Source organism: Streptomyces durmitorensis (assembly GCF_023498005.1).
Classification (GTDB): Bacteria; Actinomycetota; Actinomycetes; order Streptomycetales; family Streptomycetaceae; genus Streptomyces; species Streptomyces durmitorensis.
Map to the genome: position 1 here is coordinate 1,510,246 of NZ_CP097289.1, position 16,881 is coordinate 1,527,126.

14 protein-coding genes are annotated in these 16,881 nt (G+C 71.2%); 5 read left to right on the forward strand and 9 right to left on the reverse strand.

Features of this window, described 5'->3' with window-relative positions; all coding sequences use genetic code 11:
• Window positions 1-684, forward strand: coding sequence for a CGNR zinc finger domain-containing protein (locus M4V62_RS07025; protein WP_249586357.1), 684 nt, complete (start codon window positions 1-3; stop codon window positions 682-684).
• Window positions 684-1,505 (forward strand): transglutaminase domain-containing protein, encoded by an 822-nt coding sequence (locus M4V62_RS07030; protein WP_249586358.1) that lies wholly within the window; start codon window positions 684-686, stop codon window positions 1,503-1,505. Before M4V62_RS07025 ends, M4V62_RS07030 begins: the two co-directional genes overlap by 1 nt.
• Window positions 1,506-1,525: 20 nt before the next feature.
• Here M4V62_RS07030 and M4V62_RS07035 read toward each other — a convergent pair whose 3' ends face one another.
• The 7 genes from M4V62_RS07035 to M4V62_RS07065 are packed head-to-tail and all read right to left on the reverse strand — an operon-like array spanning window position 1,526 to window position 11,552.
• Complete coding sequence (locus tag M4V62_RS07035; protein ID WP_249586359.1) at window positions 1,526-2,560, reverse strand: LacI family DNA-binding transcriptional regulator; 1,035 nt, start codon at window positions 2,558-2,560, stop codon at window positions 1,526-1,528.
• A 31-nt stretch (window positions 2,561-2,591) separates the two neighbouring features.
• Window positions 2,592-3,449: an ROK family protein gene (locus tag M4V62_RS07040; RefSeq protein WP_249586360.1), complete on the reverse strand. Its 858-nt coding sequence runs from the start codon at window positions 3,447-3,449 to the stop codon at window positions 2,592-2,594.
• Window positions 3,446-5,155 carry a class I mannose-6-phosphate isomerase gene (locus M4V62_RS07045; RefSeq protein WP_249586361.1) on the reverse strand — a complete coding sequence of 570 codons (1,710 nt, stop codon included), beginning with the start codon at window positions 5,153-5,155 and terminating at the stop codon, window positions 3,446-3,448. Before M4V62_RS07045 ends, M4V62_RS07040 begins: the two co-directional genes overlap by 4 nt.
• Before the next feature lie 37 nt (window positions 5,156-5,192).
• Window positions 5,193-8,363, reverse strand: a complete 3,171-nt coding sequence (locus tag M4V62_RS07050) for a glycoside hydrolase family 38 N-terminal domain-containing protein (RefSeq protein ID WP_249586362.1) — start codon at window positions 8,361-8,363, stop codon at window positions 5,193-5,195.
• A 36-nt stretch (window positions 8,364-8,399) separates the two neighbouring features.
• Window positions 8,400-9,212: a carbohydrate ABC transporter permease gene (locus M4V62_RS07055; protein WP_249586363.1), complete on the reverse strand. Its 813-nt coding sequence runs from the start codon at window positions 9,210-9,212 to the stop codon at window positions 8,400-8,402.
• Between the two features lie 11 nt (window positions 9,213-9,223).
• Window positions 9,224-10,216 (reverse strand): carbohydrate ABC transporter permease, encoded by a 993-nt coding sequence (locus tag M4V62_RS07060; protein WP_249586364.1) that lies wholly within the window; start codon window positions 10,214-10,216, stop codon window positions 9,224-9,226.
• A gap of 28 nt (window positions 10,217-10,244) precedes the next feature.
• A complete protein-coding gene (locus M4V62_RS07065; protein ID WP_249586365.1) occupies window positions 10,245-11,552 on the reverse strand; it encodes an ABC transporter substrate-binding protein in 1,308 nt (435 codons plus the stop codon).
• 171 nt (window positions 11,553-11,723) lie between these two features.
• Here M4V62_RS07065 and M4V62_RS07070 point away from each other — a divergent pair, with 171 nt between their 5' ends.
• The gene (locus tag M4V62_RS07070) at window positions 11,724-12,164 is read left to right on the forward strand and encodes a hypothetical protein (RefSeq protein WP_249586366.1); all 441 of its coding nucleotides are present in this window, start codon (window positions 11,724-11,726) and stop codon (window positions 12,162-12,164) included.
• Window positions 12,165-12,180: 16 nt separating this feature from the next.
• On the opposite strand, the gene M4V62_RS07075 is transcribed toward M4V62_RS07070, so the two are convergent.
• Together M4V62_RS07075 and M4V62_RS07080 are read right to left on the reverse strand one after the other, a co-directional pair.
• Window positions 12,181-13,443 carry an MFS transporter gene (locus M4V62_RS07075; RefSeq protein WP_249586367.1) on the reverse strand — a complete coding sequence of 421 codons (1,263 nt, stop codon included), beginning with the start codon at window positions 13,441-13,443 and terminating at the stop codon, window positions 12,181-12,183.
• A complete protein-coding gene (locus tag M4V62_RS07080) occupies window positions 13,440-14,084 on the reverse strand; it encodes a winged helix-turn-helix domain-containing protein (protein WP_249586368.1) in 645 nt (214 codons plus the stop codon). The genes M4V62_RS07075 and M4V62_RS07080 overlap by 4 nt, the downstream gene beginning before the upstream one ends.
• A 118-nt stretch (window positions 14,085-14,202) precedes the next feature.
• Between M4V62_RS07080 and M4V62_RS07085 the strand changes: the two genes are divergently transcribed.
• Complete coding sequence (locus M4V62_RS07085) at window positions 14,203-15,114, forward strand: PPK2 family polyphosphate kinase (protein ID WP_249586369.1); 912 nt, start codon at window positions 14,203-14,205, stop codon at window positions 15,112-15,114.
• A 99-nt stretch (window positions 15,115-15,213) separates the two neighbouring features.
• On the forward strand, window positions 15,214-16,863 hold the full coding sequence (locus M4V62_RS07090; RefSeq protein ID WP_249586370.1) for a GMC oxidoreductase: 1,650 nt from the start codon (window positions 15,214-15,216) through the stop codon (window positions 16,861-16,863).
• The last annotated feature ends 18 nt before the right edge of the window (window positions 16,864-16,881 follow it).

The following is a 16,881-nucleotide window of genomic DNA, read 5'->3' on the forward strand; positions in this document are numbered from 1 at the left end:
ATGACCTGGCCTGCCACCGAGCGCTATTTCCCCACCGCCGTCCCCGGCGGCCTGGGGCTCGTGCAGGACATCCTGAACACCGCGCCCTCCGGCGGCGGACCCGATGCCGACCTCCTCGGGGACGTGGCCGCAGCGCAGGGCTGGGTCTCCGTGGCGCTTCCCGCCTGGGCCGAGGCGACGGGCCGCACGGCGGTGCGGCTCACGCTCACCGAAGAGGACCTTCCCAAGCTGCGGCAGCTGCGCGAACAGCTGCGCCGGGCCCTGCTCTCGCGGTGCGGCACGACGAGCGGCGAGACCGCGCGCTTCACCTCGTGCGCCCTCCAGGTCAACCTGCATGGCGACGCGGCCCTGACCACCGAGCCCGAGGGTGAGGGCTGGCGCTGGCTGACGTCCGCCGTGCTGTGCGAGGCACTGCTCGCCCAGACGACCGGAGAGTGGCGGCGCCTGAAGATCTGCCGCAACGAACGCTGCGCCACGGCGTTCTACGACCGCTCCCGCAACAACAGCGGCGTGTGGCACTCCACCCGCGGCTGCGGAAACGCCGCGAACCTGCGGGCGTCGCGCCAACGCCGCCGCGCGGGCGCCGAAGCAGAACCTGCACCAACAGCGACACCGGCACCGGCACCGGCACCGGCACCGGCACCGGCACCGGCACCAACAGCGACACCGGACGGTCAGGCGTGATGCCACCGCGCCCACGGGCCGATGCGGCGGGGAGCACGGCGCCGACGCGGATACTCGACTGGCGCCACCCGCGCGTCGCCAAACTCATCCGGAGCGTCGGGGCCGCCGCGCCCGGATCCCCCGCGTTGCCCGGCTCATCGCGCCCCTCCGACCAGTTGGCCACCCTGCGCCGGGCGCACGGACGGATCGCCGCGACCGTACGGCCGGTGTACTCGGTGCACGACCAACGGCCGGTGTCGGAGGTGCTGCGGCGCGGCCGGGGCTCGTGCAGTCAGCGGCTCGCGATCCTGGAGTCCGTGGCGCGGGCGTCCGGCGTCGCCACCCGGGTGCGCGGCCTGCGCGTGGACGGCGCGTTCTGGCACGCGCGCTTCCCGCACCTTCGACGGCTCGTCCCCGAGCAGGTCCTGCTGGCGTGGCCGGAGTTCCGCCTCGACGAGCCGTCGCACGGCCGGGCGGCCACGGTCCCGTGGCTCCCGGTGTCCGAACTCTTCGGCGGCCTTGACGAGTTGAGCGAGCGCCGCGCCGGCGGCTTCACGAACGAAGGGGCGGAGACGCTCTTCGAGGCGCTGTCCCGGACGGCGGTCGACTGGGACGGAGCGACGGCCCGGGACGGAGCGACGGCCTGCGCGGCCGACACGCCATCCTGCGACCTCTCGGCCCATGTCCTGGCGGACCTGGGGCACTTCGACTCACGCGACGACCTCTTCGCCCGGCACGGCCAGACCCTCTGCGGTCCCGCGCGCTGGGTGGCCGAACCCGTCCTCGGCCGCCGCTCGGCAGGCGCCCGGCCCTCGGCCACGCCTCCCGCTCCGGTCGCCTGAGACCGGCCACCGCACACCACTCAACTCCCGTACTCCACCAGGCTGGTGCGTGTCACGATGCGTCGCGCGGGGCCGGGTTCGGGCTTCTTCCCGGAGTCGGAACCCCTCCCCCGCATCCGGTCGGCGAGGAGGCGTCCCGCCACCCGGCCCAGCTCGTCGCTGTCGTACGCGACGAGGGTGATCGGCAGGCCGAGCGCGTCGGCCAGTTCGAAGTCGTCGAAGCCCGCGAGCGCGGTGTCGGTGCCGGACGCGCGCAGGGCGCGGAACGCCCCGATCGTGTTGCGGTTGTTGGAGCAGAACAGCGCGCTGGGCGGCTCGGGCAGCGCGAGGAGTTCGGCCGCCGCGCGGCGTGCCTCGCGCGGTTCGGTCTGCCCTTGCCGTACGTAGCGTTCGTCGTAGGGCAGGCCGTGGGCGGCGAGGGCCGCGGCGTACCCGCGCAGGCGCTCGGTGCCGGTGTAGACGGCGGGCGGTGAGCCGAGGAAGCCGATGCGGCGGTGGCCGCGGGTGATCAGCCGGGCGGTGGCGGCCAGAGCCCCGCCGAAGTCGTCGACCAGGACGCAGTCGGCGTCGAACCCCTCGGGCGGCCTGCTGGCGAGCACCACGGGGACGCCGTCGGCCGCGGCGGCGGCCAGATGGCGCTGATCGGCCGATGCGGGGACGGCGATGATGCCGTCGACGCGGCGGGCCACCAGGTCGGCGACGAGTTCACGCTCGCTGTCCAGGTCCTGGCCGGTGTTGCCGATGACGGTCTTGAAGCCGTCGTCCACGATGACGGAGTCCACGCCGAGGGCAAGGCGTGAGTAGAAGGGGTTGGCCAGGTTCGTGACGACGAGTCCGACCAGGCCCGTGCCGCGGCCGAGGCGCAGGCTGCGGGCCACTTCGTTGGGCCGGTAGCCGAGCTCCGCGGCGGCGGCGCGGATGCGCTCCCGGGTGGCGGGGAGCACGCGCGAGTCGTCGCGCAGGGCCCTGGACGCGGTCATCGCGCTGACTCCCACCCGCTCGGCGACGTCCCGCAGGGTGGGCGGGCCGTCCGCGGGGGGACGCGGTTCGGGCATCGTCACGTCTGTCCTTTCCCTGGGGGCCGCCTCACCGCCGGGCGGCCCCCACGAACTCCGCCGCCCCGATCAGCGCCGCGTCCGCGCCCAGCGTGCCGGGGCGCGCTCTCACCGGAGTATCCCCGAGGCCGGTGCCGATGGCCGGGCCGACCAGGTCCCAGGAGAGCGCCATGGCGCCGCCGACGACGAGCGCCGACGCGTCGAAGTCGCGTACGCACGGGGCGATGACGGCGCCGAGGGCCGCGAGGGCCTCGGCGAGGACCTGCCCCGCCCACCGCTCGCCCTCCCGCGCCCGCACGGCGATGTCCCGCACATCCACGTCATGGCCGCCGTAGCGGGCGAGGATCGCGCGCCGGGAGACGGAGTGCTCCAGCGGGGCGCCTGCCCAGGTCAGCAGGTCGACGCGGCCCTCAGGCGGCACGCCGGGGCCTTCGCGGCGCACGGCGCCGTCCGTGAGGAAAGCCGATCCCACCCCCGTCCCCAGGGTGATCCCGACACAGCGCCGATGACCGGCCGCGGCTCCCGCGCGCCACTCCCCGAGCGCGAACGCGTGCGCGTCGTTGAGGAACACCACGTCCGTGGGTCTCGGCCACACGCCGTCGATGAGCACCGAGCGCACATCGATGCCGTACAGGTCGTCGAACTTCCCCACCCCCTCGAAGCGGGCGATCCCCTTCTCGTGGTCGAAGGGTCCCGGCACGGCAGCGGCCCACACCTGCCCCGCGGGCGCCCGGAGCTCCCCGGCGCAGCGCACGACCGTGCCGAGTATGTGCTCGGCCTTGCCCCGCGCGTCGAGCGGCCGCCGGATCCGCCGCCTCACGCGTGTGCGCAGCGGGTCCACCAGAGCGGCGGTGACATGGGTGCCGCCGATCTCCAGGACGGCTCTCACGAGGGGCTCGCGCCCGTGGCACGGCGGTCGCGCACGAGCGCCTTCACCACCTTGGCCGGGCCTCCCCGCGACTCCAGGCGGTATCCGCCGACCGCCGCGGGCACCGTGAGCGTCTCCGCGTACGACAGCGCGTGCCGCTCGCCCGCCGCGGTCAGCACGGTGACCCCTTCGCCCTCCACCACGTTCAGGACGTGGAACCGTCCCGCCGTGTCGTCGGCGGCGACCGCGCCCGCGTCGAGCGCGTAGCGCCGCACCTCGTAGAACATCTCGTCGAGCGCCCCGAGCAGTTCCTCGCACCAGCCGTCGCCGCGCCGCAGGACGTACGGCTCCTGGACCAGATCGCGGGCCACCGCCTCGCCGCGCCGCTCCGTGTCCAGGTTGGCGAGGCCGTGTTCGTAGGGCAGGGGGCGCGGGTTGCCGTCGGCGTCAGGCCGCAGCCAGTCGTAGAAGCGCAGGCTGTAGAGGTACGGGGTCGCGCTGATCTCCAGTACGAGGTTGCCTGCGCCGCTCGCGTGCGGGGTGCCCGCCGGGATCATGAAGAGCCTGCCCTGTTCGGCCGGGAACGTCATGACGTGGTCCGCGGGCTCCATCGGTACCCCGTCGTGCGCCGCTTCCTCGACCTCCTTGCGGAAGAGAGCGAGGTCGGCGTCCTCGCGCAGGCCGAGGTAGACGCGCGTGTCCGCGCTGCCGAGGGTCATGTAGTACGTCTCGTGCTGCGTGTAGTGCCAGCCGAACCGCTCCCGCATGTACGGCTCCTTGGGGTGGCAGTGCACCGACAGATTGCCGCCGCCCACGGTGTCCAGATAGTCGAAGCGGATCGGGAAGGACGTGCCGAAGCGGGCGTGCGACTCCGGTCCGAGCACCTCGTCGGGGTGCAGGACGCACAGGAGCTGGAAGGGCACCTCCGCCTGGGCATCGGGGCCGTGTCCGATGAGGATGCCCGCTTCGGGGGCGATGAGTTCGTAGCCGAGGGCGGTGTTGCGTGCGCCGGGGCCGAAGCCGAGCACTCGCTGACCCCAATGCCCGCCCCAGGGCGTGGAGTTGAAGAAGGGCCGGGTGCGGACGGGGCGCCGCGCGAGAGCGGCGTAGCTCGCCCGCAGTCCGTCGCCGTCCAGGAAGACGGGCCGCCCGGGGTCCTGCACGTCCACCCAGCCGTCCAGTTGGCCGACGACCGCGTCACGGTGGCGGTCGAGCATCGGCCAGTCCACGTAGAAGAGCCGCTTCAACTCGGCCCGCTCACCGGGCAGTCCGAGGTTCTCCGCCTCACCGGCCGTCACGGCGGACTCCGCGTACCGCTTGGGCAGATCGGCGTACCAGAGCACGTCGTGCAGGACCAGCGAGGCGCCGGGGCCGTAGACGAGCAGCAGACCCTCCAGGTCGCCGTCGTCCCGCGGGAGTTCGTCGAACAGGTCGGACAGGGGGTTCTCGGCGAGCTTGCAGTAGTAGGGATCGTCGGCGTCCGGGGCGCTCATGGTGCGGCGCCGCACCACGGCGGGGGACGCGTAGCGCGTACGGATGTCGAGGGCGCGTACGGGCAGGGAGCAGGCGGCGGTGAGCCGGGCGGCGGTGGTCTGCCAGTCGGCGGCCGGTGGCCCTTCGATCGCCACGACTGCGGGCTCGGACGGCAGTTGGGCGGCGACGGCCTCCCAGCCGTCGGCCAGTACGGTCCCCGGTGCCGGGGGGTAACGCGGGTCGAGCCGGTACACGCGTGCTCCTTCGTGCGGTGGTTCTTCACGGGGGGATTCAGAGACGACGTACGAACAGCACCGCGGTCGTGCCGAGGGCGGGGATGTCGACGGTCACCAGGCCGTCGGACAGGGGCAGTTCACCGCCGGTCGACCCCAGGTAGTCCGCGCTGTGGGCTGCCGCGACCGGGAAGTGGACCCGCACCGGGCAGGCCACGGGCTCCTGGGCGAAGGACTGGAGCCGGAGCAGGACATCGCCCGGCCCCGGCGCCGTGACACCGACCAGGCGGATCCGCTCGTCCCCGAGGTCGGCGAAGGAGTACGACGTCCGCCCGCCGCCCTCCGCTCCCCTGGCCCGCACGGCCCGCAGCGGGCGGCTCCAGGCCGCGGCCGTCCGGGGGCCGAGCCCGTCGGCGGTGGGGCCGCAGGCCAGGCTGTAGCGGTAGGTGAACTCGAAGCCCTGCTGGCTCGGGAAGTTGGTGTCCCACAGGTTGTTGTGGATCCAGGAGAAGACGGTGGCGGGCTCGTCGTGTCCCATCGTCCTGGGGAACGGCGCGTACGGCAGCGCGATGTTGCCGAACTGCACCAGGGGCGCGTCCTGCGTGGACCAGGCCACCGCGAGTGACGCGTCGGCGAGGGTCACCCAGCGGCGTACGGCCCGCATGTGCAGCGCCGAACCCGGCACCACGGGCAGGGAGGTGCCGGTCACGCCGCCGGATGCCTCCATCCGGACGACCGGCTCGTCGAAGGCGAAGGGGAACGCGAAGTAGGCGCTCTCCTTGCGCGGCGTCGCGTCCTTGTCGATGCGGTTCTCGATGTCGAGGCGGGGCACGCCCACGGGCAGGGTGAGGGTGGTGCGCAGCCGGTTGGCCCCGGCCGGGCGGGTCTCGTACGTGATCGATTCGGCCGTCGCGGTGGAGGTGCGGGCGATGAGCGCGGCGGGCGGGGCGACGGCGCGGCTCCCGAGGTGTTCGAGACGGTCGGAGGCCGTCGTGCGGCTGGAGTTGTGGTTGAAGGCTCCCGCGGTGGTGTAGCTGTCGTGGATGTAGCCGTTGAAGCCGACGGTCGCGTCGGGGCGGACGAGTTCGCGCCCTGTCGCCTTGTCGATGACGGAGGCGATGCACGCGTGCGCAAGGTCCACGCGTACGGCGAGGTGCTCGTTCTCCAGGAGCGTCGGTTCAGGGCGTGCGAGCGCCGCGGCGGCGGTCCGCGCCGGGTCATCGCGTTCGGTGCCCCCGGTGGGGTTCCAGCCGGTGGCGGCCTTCACGACCGGGGCCGCCGAACAGTCGGCGGTCCGCGCGGCGTCTGCGGTGATGTCCAGGCGCACCGAACCAGCGGGCGGCACCTCGGCCACGCGCACCGCCAGGAACCGTCCGGCGTCCCGGTGGTCGTCGTTGGTCTGCGGCTGCTCCTCGTGGGCGAGCCGCCGTCCGTCGCGGGCATCGTGCACGGCCACCGGCTGTTCCAGCGGCACGCTGCTCTCCGGCAGGAAGACGCGTACGACGTCCGTGCGCGGCCAGGAGCAGGTGTTGAGCACGTGGTACGTCGCCGCGGCGCCCGGCGTCGCCGCGAGCCGCTGCCCGAGCCGGGCGCTCGCCCTGCCCAGGAGCGCGTTCCCGTCGTCGTACGCGCGCATCGCCTGCCCGTACTTCCAGTGCCACTGGTGTTCTCCGGAGTGGCCGCCCTCGTCGCCGTGGGTCCACGGGTCGCCGGCGCCCCAGGTGTGCTCGTCGAAGAGCGACACCGCCTCGTAGACCCCGGCGGCGTCCGCACTGTCGTCCTCGGCCCCCGTGGCGCCGAGGATGCCTGCGAACGTGCCGATGGTCTGGGCGTCGGCGACCACGGACTGGGCGGTGCGGGCCAGGGAGAGCGGCCGCGCACCGGAACCGACTCCGTCGACCCACCAGTCGGTCCAGTCGCCCTCGAAGGTCTGTATCGCGTCGCCGATCCTGGCCTCGGCGTCGGTGAAGAAGTCCTCGTTGCGCGAGAGCCGCAGCTGGGGGTGGGCCCAGGTCTCGTTCCAGCGGCGTACGGTGTCGGCGATGATGCGGCGGGGCGGCGCGTTGTCACCGAACTTGCCCTGCACGCGCAGGTGGAGGACGTCCCAGGGGTAGGGCTCGCGCTTGATCTCGGCCTGGTCCATGGCCCAGCCGAAGATGCCGCCGCGGTAGGGGTAGGGGTTCGTGGCCAGGGAGGTCAGATAGGCGGGCAGCAGGTCGTCGACGTCCGCGTAGTTGGTGTCGAAGCCGAGCAGCGGGCCTTCCATGTAGGCGAGGCCGTGCGGGGTGTCGGTGACCCAGACGAGGACGCTGTTGCCGCTGGGGGCGCGCCAGCGGAAGAGGCGGGGCAGCTTCTCGCCGCCGACCAGATGGGGCACGGAGCGTCCGGCCCAATTGTGCGCGACGGAGAGGTACTTGACCCCGGCGGCGGACAAGGCGTCGACCAGGCCGACGACCGCGCCCGGCACGTCGGTCTGCATGGCGGAGGTGAACGTGACGCCGTGCCGGTCGCGCACGTCGTGGGCGAGGCGGAGCAGTTCGTGCAGTTCGTCCGTGGAGCAGGTCTCGGTGTGCAGGTTGAACGGCAGGGCGGTCAGTTCGATGCGTCCCTCGCGCACGCGGCGTACGAACTCCTCGACCTGCTCGGCGGGCCGGGCGTCCGCCCACTGCTGGAACGACCACAACGACTCGACGCACCAACGGAATTGGGACTCGGCAGGCCAGTCGTCGGTGGCCCGGGTCAGCTCCAGACAGGAGTCGAGGAAGGAGAGGTGTTCGGCCAGGACGTGGCCCTGGGGGTCGGTGTAGCCGATGTCGAGGTGGGAGTGGTGGACCAGGTGGAGGGTCCACCGGCGCTGCGGGGTGAGCCGGATGTCGATGCCGTCAGCGGTGTCCGGCAGGCAGACGGTGAGACGGGTCTCGGTGTCGACGGCGGGCACCATGAGGCGTACGGAGCCGCCGGGGCCGGGGAGCCGCTCGACGGGCAGCGCGGTCCCTGACTCGGTACGGACGGTGAACTCGGCAGGCAGGACGGACCCGTTGACCGCCTCGATCCGCAGCGACTGCGTGAGACCGTCGCCGCCCGCGGCCCTGCGCAGGAGCGGTTCCTCCGTGAGCCGCAGGGCGCTGCCGCCGAGGCTTCCCTCCGCGGTGATGACAGAGGAGCGCAGGCTGTCGCGTATCCGGTCGTTGTCCCAGTCGGTGGTGCGGACGAGGGCCCGTGTCGTCATGCGGTTCTCTCCCGGAGGGTGGTCGGGTCGGCGGTCTCAGCGGGCGGATGCGGTGACGCCGCGCAGGAACAGGCCGCGGAACACCAGGAAGAGGAGGAGCGTGGGCGCGGAGACGATCAGCGCGCCGGCCAGGATGACGGGCGGTCCCGTCGAGGAGTAGGCGTTGTTGAGGGTGGTCAGGGCGGCCATCACCGGCTGGACGTCGGGGCTGCGGCTGAGCGTGATGCCCAGGAGCAGGTCGTTCCAGACGGCCGTGAACTGGAAGATGAAGGCCGCGGCGAGCCCCGCCTTCATCAGCGGGACGTGGATGCGCCAGAAGATCCGCCGGAAGGACGCGCCGTCGATGAGCGCCGCCTCGGTCAACTCGGGTGGCATGGTGGTCATCTGATTGCGGATCAGGAAGAACGCGAACGGCACCGCCCACGCCGCGTAGATCAGCATGAGCCCGAGCCGCGTGTCGTAGAGGTTGGCGTCCGCGTACAGGCCGAAGAGCGGCGCGAGGAACATCTGGAGCGGGAAGAGCGTGCCGGAGTAGATCAGCCAGAACCAGAAGGCGGGCCTGGGGATCGGCAGGACCACGACGGCGAAGGCCGCCATGGCCGCGATGAGCACCGCGGCGAGTCCGCACACCACGGCGTAGAGCAGCGAGGCCTGGAAGCTGTCGCCGATGCCCGCCACGTTCCAGGCGGTCCTGAGGTTCTCGACGAGGTCGAAGCCCTGGACGGTCCATTCGGGCTTGCCGGTGTACTCGGCGGCGGGCGTCAGCGCGTTGACCACGAGGAGGTAGAGCGGGATCAGCCAGAGCAGCACGCATCCGGCGATGAAGAGATGGCGCACGGTGCGACCCATGAGGTGCCTCCTCAGGCCTTGGCGTTGGCGGTGCGGGCGTCGGCCTCGGGCATCTGGCGGCGCAGGTACATCCAGGAGGAGGCGACGACGATCACCGAGAGGACGAGCGCGATCGCCGAGCCGTAGCCGATGTGGAAGAGCCGGAACGCCTCGCGGTACATGCTCAGGGCAAGGGTCTCGGAGGAGCGGGAGGGGCCTCCCTTGGTGAGGATCCAGATCATGTCGAACGCCTTGAGGCTGTTCACGATGGCCATCCCGACCACGACGACGGTCACGGCCCGCAGCTGGGGCAGCGTGATGTACCGGAACATCCGCCAGCCGCTCGCGCCGTCCAACTGGGCTGCTTCGACGGTGTCTTGAGGGATGGCGCGAAGTCCGATCGCGAAGAGGACGACATTGAGCCCGGTGGCCTGCCAGGTACTGGCGACGATCATCGAGAGCGTGTTCTGCGGCCACTCCAGGAGCCAGGTCTGCGCCCACGAGTCGAGGCCGACCCCGCGGAGCACCTGATTGACCGCGCCGTCGGAGGTCAGCATGAAGTTCCACAGGACGGCGGTGGCCGCGGCGGAGATCGCGTACGGCAGCACGATCACCAGCTGGGCGATGCCGCCGAACCGCGTCCGGTGCGTGGCGACGGCGATGAGAAGACCGGCGAGTACGGGCAGGAGCAGGGTCCCCGCCACCCACATCAGGGTGTTGAGCAGCGACCGGCCGAAGATCGGGTCGTCGGCGAGGCGCGCGTAGTTGTCGAAGCCGGTGAAGGTGCTGGTGAAGCCGTTGTCCTCGAAGAAGCTGTCGTAGACGCTGCGGAAGAACGGATAGACGAGGAGTACGCCGACGAACGCGAAGGCGGGCAGCGCCCAGGGCAGGGCGGCGAGCGGTCCGCCGAGCCTGCCGTTGCCGCGGGCGGCGCGGGCGGCCTGGTGCGGGGTGCGGGTCGGGACCCGGCGGCGCACGCGCACGGGCTTCGCGGCCCGCTGGGCGGGGGTGACGATCTCGGTCATGTCTCCTCCGCCTCCCGCCATACCTGCGTCATGTCTCCTCCGCCTCCCGCCATACCTGCCACGCCTCGTCCGCGCGGTCCTGCATGGTCCGCAGCGTCCCGCGGGCCGACGACGGGTCCAGCAGGAACCCGGCGAGATCGTCGACGGTCGCCTCGACCAGTTCGGGCGGCCCCTGCTCCCAGAAGCGGTTGAGCAGCCAGAGCCGCTCGCCGCGGACCTTCTTCGCGAGCCCGGCGATCATCGGGTTCGGGGGCTCGACCTTCGGGTTGGGGCAGCCGTCCTGGAGGCTGTGCGAGAAGGCCTTCATCACGGCGGGCTCCAGCCAGTGGCCCGCCGCCTCCAACGCCTCTGCCCGGTCGGGCCCTTTGACGGTGGAGACGAGGGCGCTGGACTCGAAGATGACGCAGGGGCGGGCCTTCGGGTCCGCCATGGGCAGCACGAAGGCACCGAGGTTCTTGCCGGGCTTTCCGCCCGCGCCGACCAGGGTCGAGCCGAGCCAGGTGCCGCAGGGGACCATCCCGACCTTGCCGTGGACGAGGGCAGCGGCGGCGTCGGCGTGGCTCATGTCCATGGAGGTGAACCAGTCCTTGTCGAAGAAGGACTCCAGGGTGCGCAGGGCACGTTCGGCGCGCGGGTCGGTGTATCGCTCCCGGCCGTTCATCAAGTCCTCGTAGAACTGGGGGTCCTGGCGGCTGAGGACCTCCTGGAACCAGATGAACGCGGGCCAGCGATCGGCCGCCGAGCCGTGCAGCGGGGTGATCCCGCTCTCCTTGAGCCGCGCACTGACGGCGAGGAAGTCGGCCCAGGTCTCGGGGACTTGGAGGCGGTGCTCCTCGAACACCTCGATGTTGTAGAAGAACACCCAGTACGCGAGGTTCATCGGCAGGGCGTGGACCCGGCCCCGGTAGGTGAACGCGTCCCGCAACGAGGCGTCGACCCATCCCTTCGCGACGGCGCTGTCCCACTGCCGGGTGAGGTCGACGATGCCGCCGGTGCGGGCGAGGTCCTGGAGCCGGTAGCCCGACCAGTACTTGAGCATGTCCGGTGTCTTGCTGGTGCGCAGCGAGGACTTGACGACCTGCTCGAACGACTCCAGGGACGGATTGACCTCCGGTACGAGCCGCAGGCCCGCCACGGACTTCATCGCCGCCCCCGCTGCGGCCATCGGCTTCTCCCAGGCGGCACTGTCACCGAGCACGCCGACCCTGCCGGGAGGCTGGCCGCTCGCGGTTCCGCAGGCCGTGGCGAACGCTCCCGCGGCGGCCGCGGCGAGGAGGGTGCGGCGGTCCAGCGGGGTGCCCGGGGCGGGATGAAGGCGGTGACGACTACCTGACATGGGTGGCTCCCCCAGGTGTGTGTCGGCCCGGTGTTAGCGTTAACACGGGCGTGATGGAGCTTCTCTACGCCGGGATGGGATGTCAATGGTTCGCGCAGCGCGCACGACGCCCCGGGCCTGACCCACCGGTCCGCCGACGCCGCCCCGCGAAGGCCTCGATAGCCTCTGACCATGGCCGACACGAACTCCGCCGCCTACGAGGCGCACTTCACCCGCAGCCCCGCCCAGCTCTTCGGTGGCGCGGGCTGGAAGCGGCTGACCGCGTTCCGGGTCGACGGGACCGGCGTGCTGCTCGGAGGCGCTCCGGCCCGCTACCACACGCAGACCGCCCTGGTGCCGTGGCAGGACATCACGGCGCTCGTGACGTGGCGGCAGCAGATGACGGGCTCGGCGATGAACTACATCGGCGTCCGGCGCCGCCCCGGAGCGCCGCTCCTGCCCGGCCCCAATTCGGCGCTCACCCCGGAGAAGACGGCCGGTCTTGCCCCGCAGGTCGACCACGAACTCTTCCTGGCGAGCCGCGCGGTCAACCTCTGGCGCCTCGACCCGCAGGCCCTGCGGACCGCCGTCCAGGCATTCGCCCCCAACATGCCGATCCTGGACGCCGGTTGAGCCACCCGTCGGCCCTCTAGACGGGCACGGAGTCCTGAGCGGCGGGCTCCGGCAGCTCCCGGGTGCCCGGCACAGGCGAAGGGAGCAGCCACAGCACCGCGAGGACCGCTCCGGCCGTGCCGATCCAGAGCGTCGGGCGCAGCCCGATGGCCGAGCCGAGAAAGCCCCCGAGCAGGGCGCCCAGGGGGCGGAAGCCGTGGTTCAGGGTGCGGAAGGCGCCCATCACCCGCGAGCGGATGGCCTGCGGGATCAGCACCATCTGGAGCGACGCGGAGGCGATGTCGATGACCATCACCCCGACGCAGCTGAGGAATTCGGCGACGAAGAGCGTGGCGACGATCAGCGGCAGCGGACCGTCGGCGAGCGGCACGAGCACCAGGGGCAGGGTGAATCCCACGGAACCGCAGAGGATCGAGGGTCCGATGCCGAAGCGGCGCACGATCCTTCCGCTGCACGCCGCGCCGATCAGACCGCCGACGGCGCCGGCGCTCAGGATCGCACCGAGAACGCCCGCGCCCAGGCCGAGTTCGACCGTCACGTACAGCACGAAGAGCGTGTGGAACATGTAGTTGAAGAACTGGATCGTCCCGGACCACGCGAACAGCGCCCGCATCGACGGCTCCTTGACCACCCACCGCAGGCCTGCCGTGAAGTGCCCCTTGCCCACGGGTTCGGGCACGGGCTCGACCGGTTCGATCCGCGCGAGGAAGTGGGCCGAGACGAGATAGGTGAAGGCGTCGGCGAGCAGGGCGAAGGGGGCGGTGAGGATCTGCACGAGGAGCCCGCCGGCCCCGGGGCCCGCGAGCCAGGACATCGAACGGCTGCCGCTGACCAGCGAGTTGGCCTGCACATAGCGTTCGGGGGGCACCAGCGCCACGAACAAGGTGTTGTTGCAGACGTCGAAGAGCACGGTCAGCGCACCGATCGCGAACGCCGTCGCGTAGAGCTGCCCGAGCGTGAGGACGTCGAGCAGGTATGCGACCGGAAGGGTCACGAGCAGCGCCGCGCGGGCGAGATCGGCGGCGATCATGGCGCGCCGCCGCCGGGCCTGCCGGTCGGCCCACGCGCCCAGCGGGAGATTGAGGAGCAGCGTGGGCAGCAGCTCGGCCGCCTTGAGCCAGCCCATCTCGGCGGCGTCGGCGCCCAGGACGAGCACGGCGGCGAGCGGGATGGCGATCAGCGAGATCTCGCTGCCGACGAGGGAGACGGTCTGCCCGGTCCAGTAGCTCCGGAAGGTCCGCTCACGCAGGAGGCCGGGTATGCGCTCCGCGAGCTTCACCGGTCGGCGTCCGCGTCGCCGTCGGGGACTTCGTCAGGAATCTCCTGGTCCACGAAGGCGATGCGCAGCACGCTGACACGCCGCGCTCCTTCGGGGCGCAGGGACGGGTCGATGTTGCGGTCCTCGTAGGGACGCAGCAGGTCGTTCATCCGCTCGCCGATGCCGGCCAGCTCCTCCGGGGTGAGGTGGATGAACGTGTCGCCGAACTGCTCCGCCTCCTGCCAGGCGCGCGGCAGGAGGTGCCGCTTCTCCTTGGCCCGGACGACACGCTCGAAGTACCGCTCGGCGACGGCGGTGTTCAGCGCGTCCGACGCCTCGGCGACGGACGGGTCCTCGCTGTAGCCGGGCCAGTCGGTGAACTGGGCGGTCGCCCGCCACGGCTTCTCGCGCCCCCGGCCGCCTGGCGCCTCCTCGACGAGCCCGTACTTCGCGAGCATCCGCAGGTGGTACGAGCAGCTGGCCACGGACTCGCCGGTCAGCTCGGCCGCACGTGTGGCCGTGAATGGCCCGCTCCTCCGCAGCAGGCCGACCAGGGCCATGCGCGTGGGGTGGGCGTAGGCGCGCAGGGCGCGGGGGTCGGTGAGGCGGATGCTGCGGGGCGGCGTGCCGTCCGGGGAGGCGGTTTCAGAGGTCTCCGACATGATGTAAAGATATCTTTAGAAAGATTCCTTTACAAGGCTCCCCTTCAGGCCCGAACTGAGTGGCGGCCCCCCGTCCACGCGGCGACCATCGAGGGAAACCGGAGGAAGGGTTCGCTCGATGGCCAAGGACAAGAACAAGGACAAGAAGAAGGAAAAGGGCAGCAAGAAATCCGGCAAGGCCCCCGCCCCGCTCCGCGAGCTGCTGCGGATCCCCGAGGGCGAGCGCGTCGACCTCTCCCAGTACGCCGCCGACGCGACCCCGGCGGGACCGCCGGACAAGGCCACCGGGGTCCTGGCCACCGCACGGATGGGCGAACGCCTGGCCGACCTCCAGGAGCGGCTCTACGCGGCGAGCACCGCGGGCGACCGCCGTCGCGTCCTCCTCGTGCTCCAGGGCATGGACACCAGCGGCAAGGGAGGCACGGTCAAGCACGTCATCGGCCCGTTCAACCCCTCCGGCTGCCGCATCAAGGCCTTCAAGACGCCGACGCCCGAGGAGCGGAGCCATCCCTTCCTCTGGCGCATCATGCGGGCCCTGCCGCTACCCGGCGAGATCGGCATCTTCGACCGCTCGCACTACGAGGACGTCCTCATCGCCCGCGTCCACGAACTGGCCCCCCGCCGACAGCTCGGCCGCCGCTACGGCCAGATCAACCGCTTCGAGCAGAGCCTCACCGACGACGGCGTCACCGTCATCAAGTGCTTCCTGCACATCAGTTACGAACAACAGCGGCGCCGCCTGCTCGAACGCCTCGACAACCCGGACAAGCACTGGAAGTTCAACCCGGGCGACATCGCGGAGCGCGCCCTGTGGCCCGCCTACCAGGAGGCGTACGAGATCGCGCTCGAACGCTGCTCGACGGCGCATGCCCCGTGGTACCTCATCCCGGCGGACCGCAAGTGGTACCGCAACTGGGCGATCAGCAGCCTGCTCCTGGAGCACCTGGACGAGCTGGATCCGCAGTACCCGCGAGGGGACTTCGATGTCGACCTGGCACGGAAGCAGCTCCTGGGCGACGGTGGCGCATAGGTACAAGATCGGACAGAAGTTACCTCTAGGTATGCAGTGACTTAATGCGCCAGTAGCAGTAGAACTCGTTCCCATTCCTACGAGAGTGAGGAACGTCACATGAGTGGCACTACCACGCGCATTACCGATCCAGAGGGCGTCACACGGCGAAGATTCTTAGCAGGAACTGGTTCTATTCTCGGCGCAGTCACCCTCTCCGCTCAGGCCATCCCCGCCGCCGCCCAGGCAGACTCCCAGGCGGCGGCCGGACCCATCGGCGACGGAGCCCGCGTCCCCGTCCTGGTGATCGGCACCGGGTACGGCGGCTCCGTCGCCGCCCTGCGTCTCGCCCAGGCAGGCGTCGACGTCCACATGATCGAGATGGGCATGGCCTGGGACACCCCCGGCTCCGACGGCAAGATCTTCGCCCACACGACCTCGCCCGACGGCCGTTCCTACTGGCTGCGCACCAGGACCAAACAGCCCCTGAGCAACTTCCTCGGCTTCCCGATCGACAAGGACATCCCCCGCTACACCGGGATCCTCGACGCCGAGGAGATGGGCGGGATCATCGTCTACCAGGGCCGCGGCGTCGGCGGCGGCTCACTGGTCAACGGCGGCATGGCGGTCACGCCCAAGCGCGAGAACTTCGGCGCCATCCTCCCGTCGGTCAACGCCGACGAGATGTACTCCACGTACTACCCGCGCGCCAACGCCGGTCTCGGCGTCAGCACCATCGACCCGGCCTGGTTCGACAGCGTCGACTGCTACCAGTACTCCCGCGTCGGCCGTAAGCACGCCCAGCGCTCCGGCTTCCCGTTCGTCTTCGTGCCGGGTGTCTACGACTGGGACTACATGAAGCAGGAGGCCGCCGGAACGGTCCCCAAGTCGGCGGTCGCCGGCGAGATCCTCTACGGCAACAACTACGGCAAGAAGTCGCTCCAGAAGACCTACATCGCCAAGGCGAAGGCGACCGGCAAGGTCACCATCTCCCCGCTGCACAAGGTCACCACGGTCTCCCCCGCGTCCGGCGGCGGCTACACCGTCGTCATCGAGCAGCTCAACACCAGCGGCACGACCACCGCCACCAAGTCCGTGACCGCGGACCGGGTGTTCTTCGCGGCCGGCAGCGTCGGCACCAGCAAACTCCTCGTCAAACTGAAAGCCACCGGCGCGCTGCCCCAGCTGAACGGGGAGATCGGCAAGGGCTGGGGCGACAACGGCAACGTCATGTGCGGCCGCGCCAACCACATGTGGGACGCGACCGGCAAGGTCCAGTCGGCCATCCCCACGGGCGGCATCGACAACTGGGCGGCCGGTGGCGCGTTCGCCGAGGTGGCGCCATTGCCCACCGGGATCGAGACGTACGCCTCGTTCTACCTGTCGATCACCAAGAACCCGAACCGTGCGTCCTTCTCCTGGAACGCCGCCGCGGGCAAGGCGGAGCTGAACTGGCAGACGGCATGGAAGCAGCCGTCCATCGACGCCGCCAAGACCATCTTCGACAAGATCAACTCAAAGGAGGGGACGATCTACCGCACCGATCTGTTCGGCACGTACAAGATCTGGGGCGACCACCTCACCTACCACCCGCTCGGCGGCGCCGTCCTGAACAAGGCCACCGACAACTACGGCCGTCTGCACGGCCATCCGGGCCTGTACGTCATCGACGGCTCGCTGATCCCCGGCAACACGAGCGTCAACCCGTTCGTCACCATCACGGCGCTCGCGGAACGGAACATCGAGAAGATCATCGCGACCGATCTGTAGCCGTGTCCTCCCGGTGCC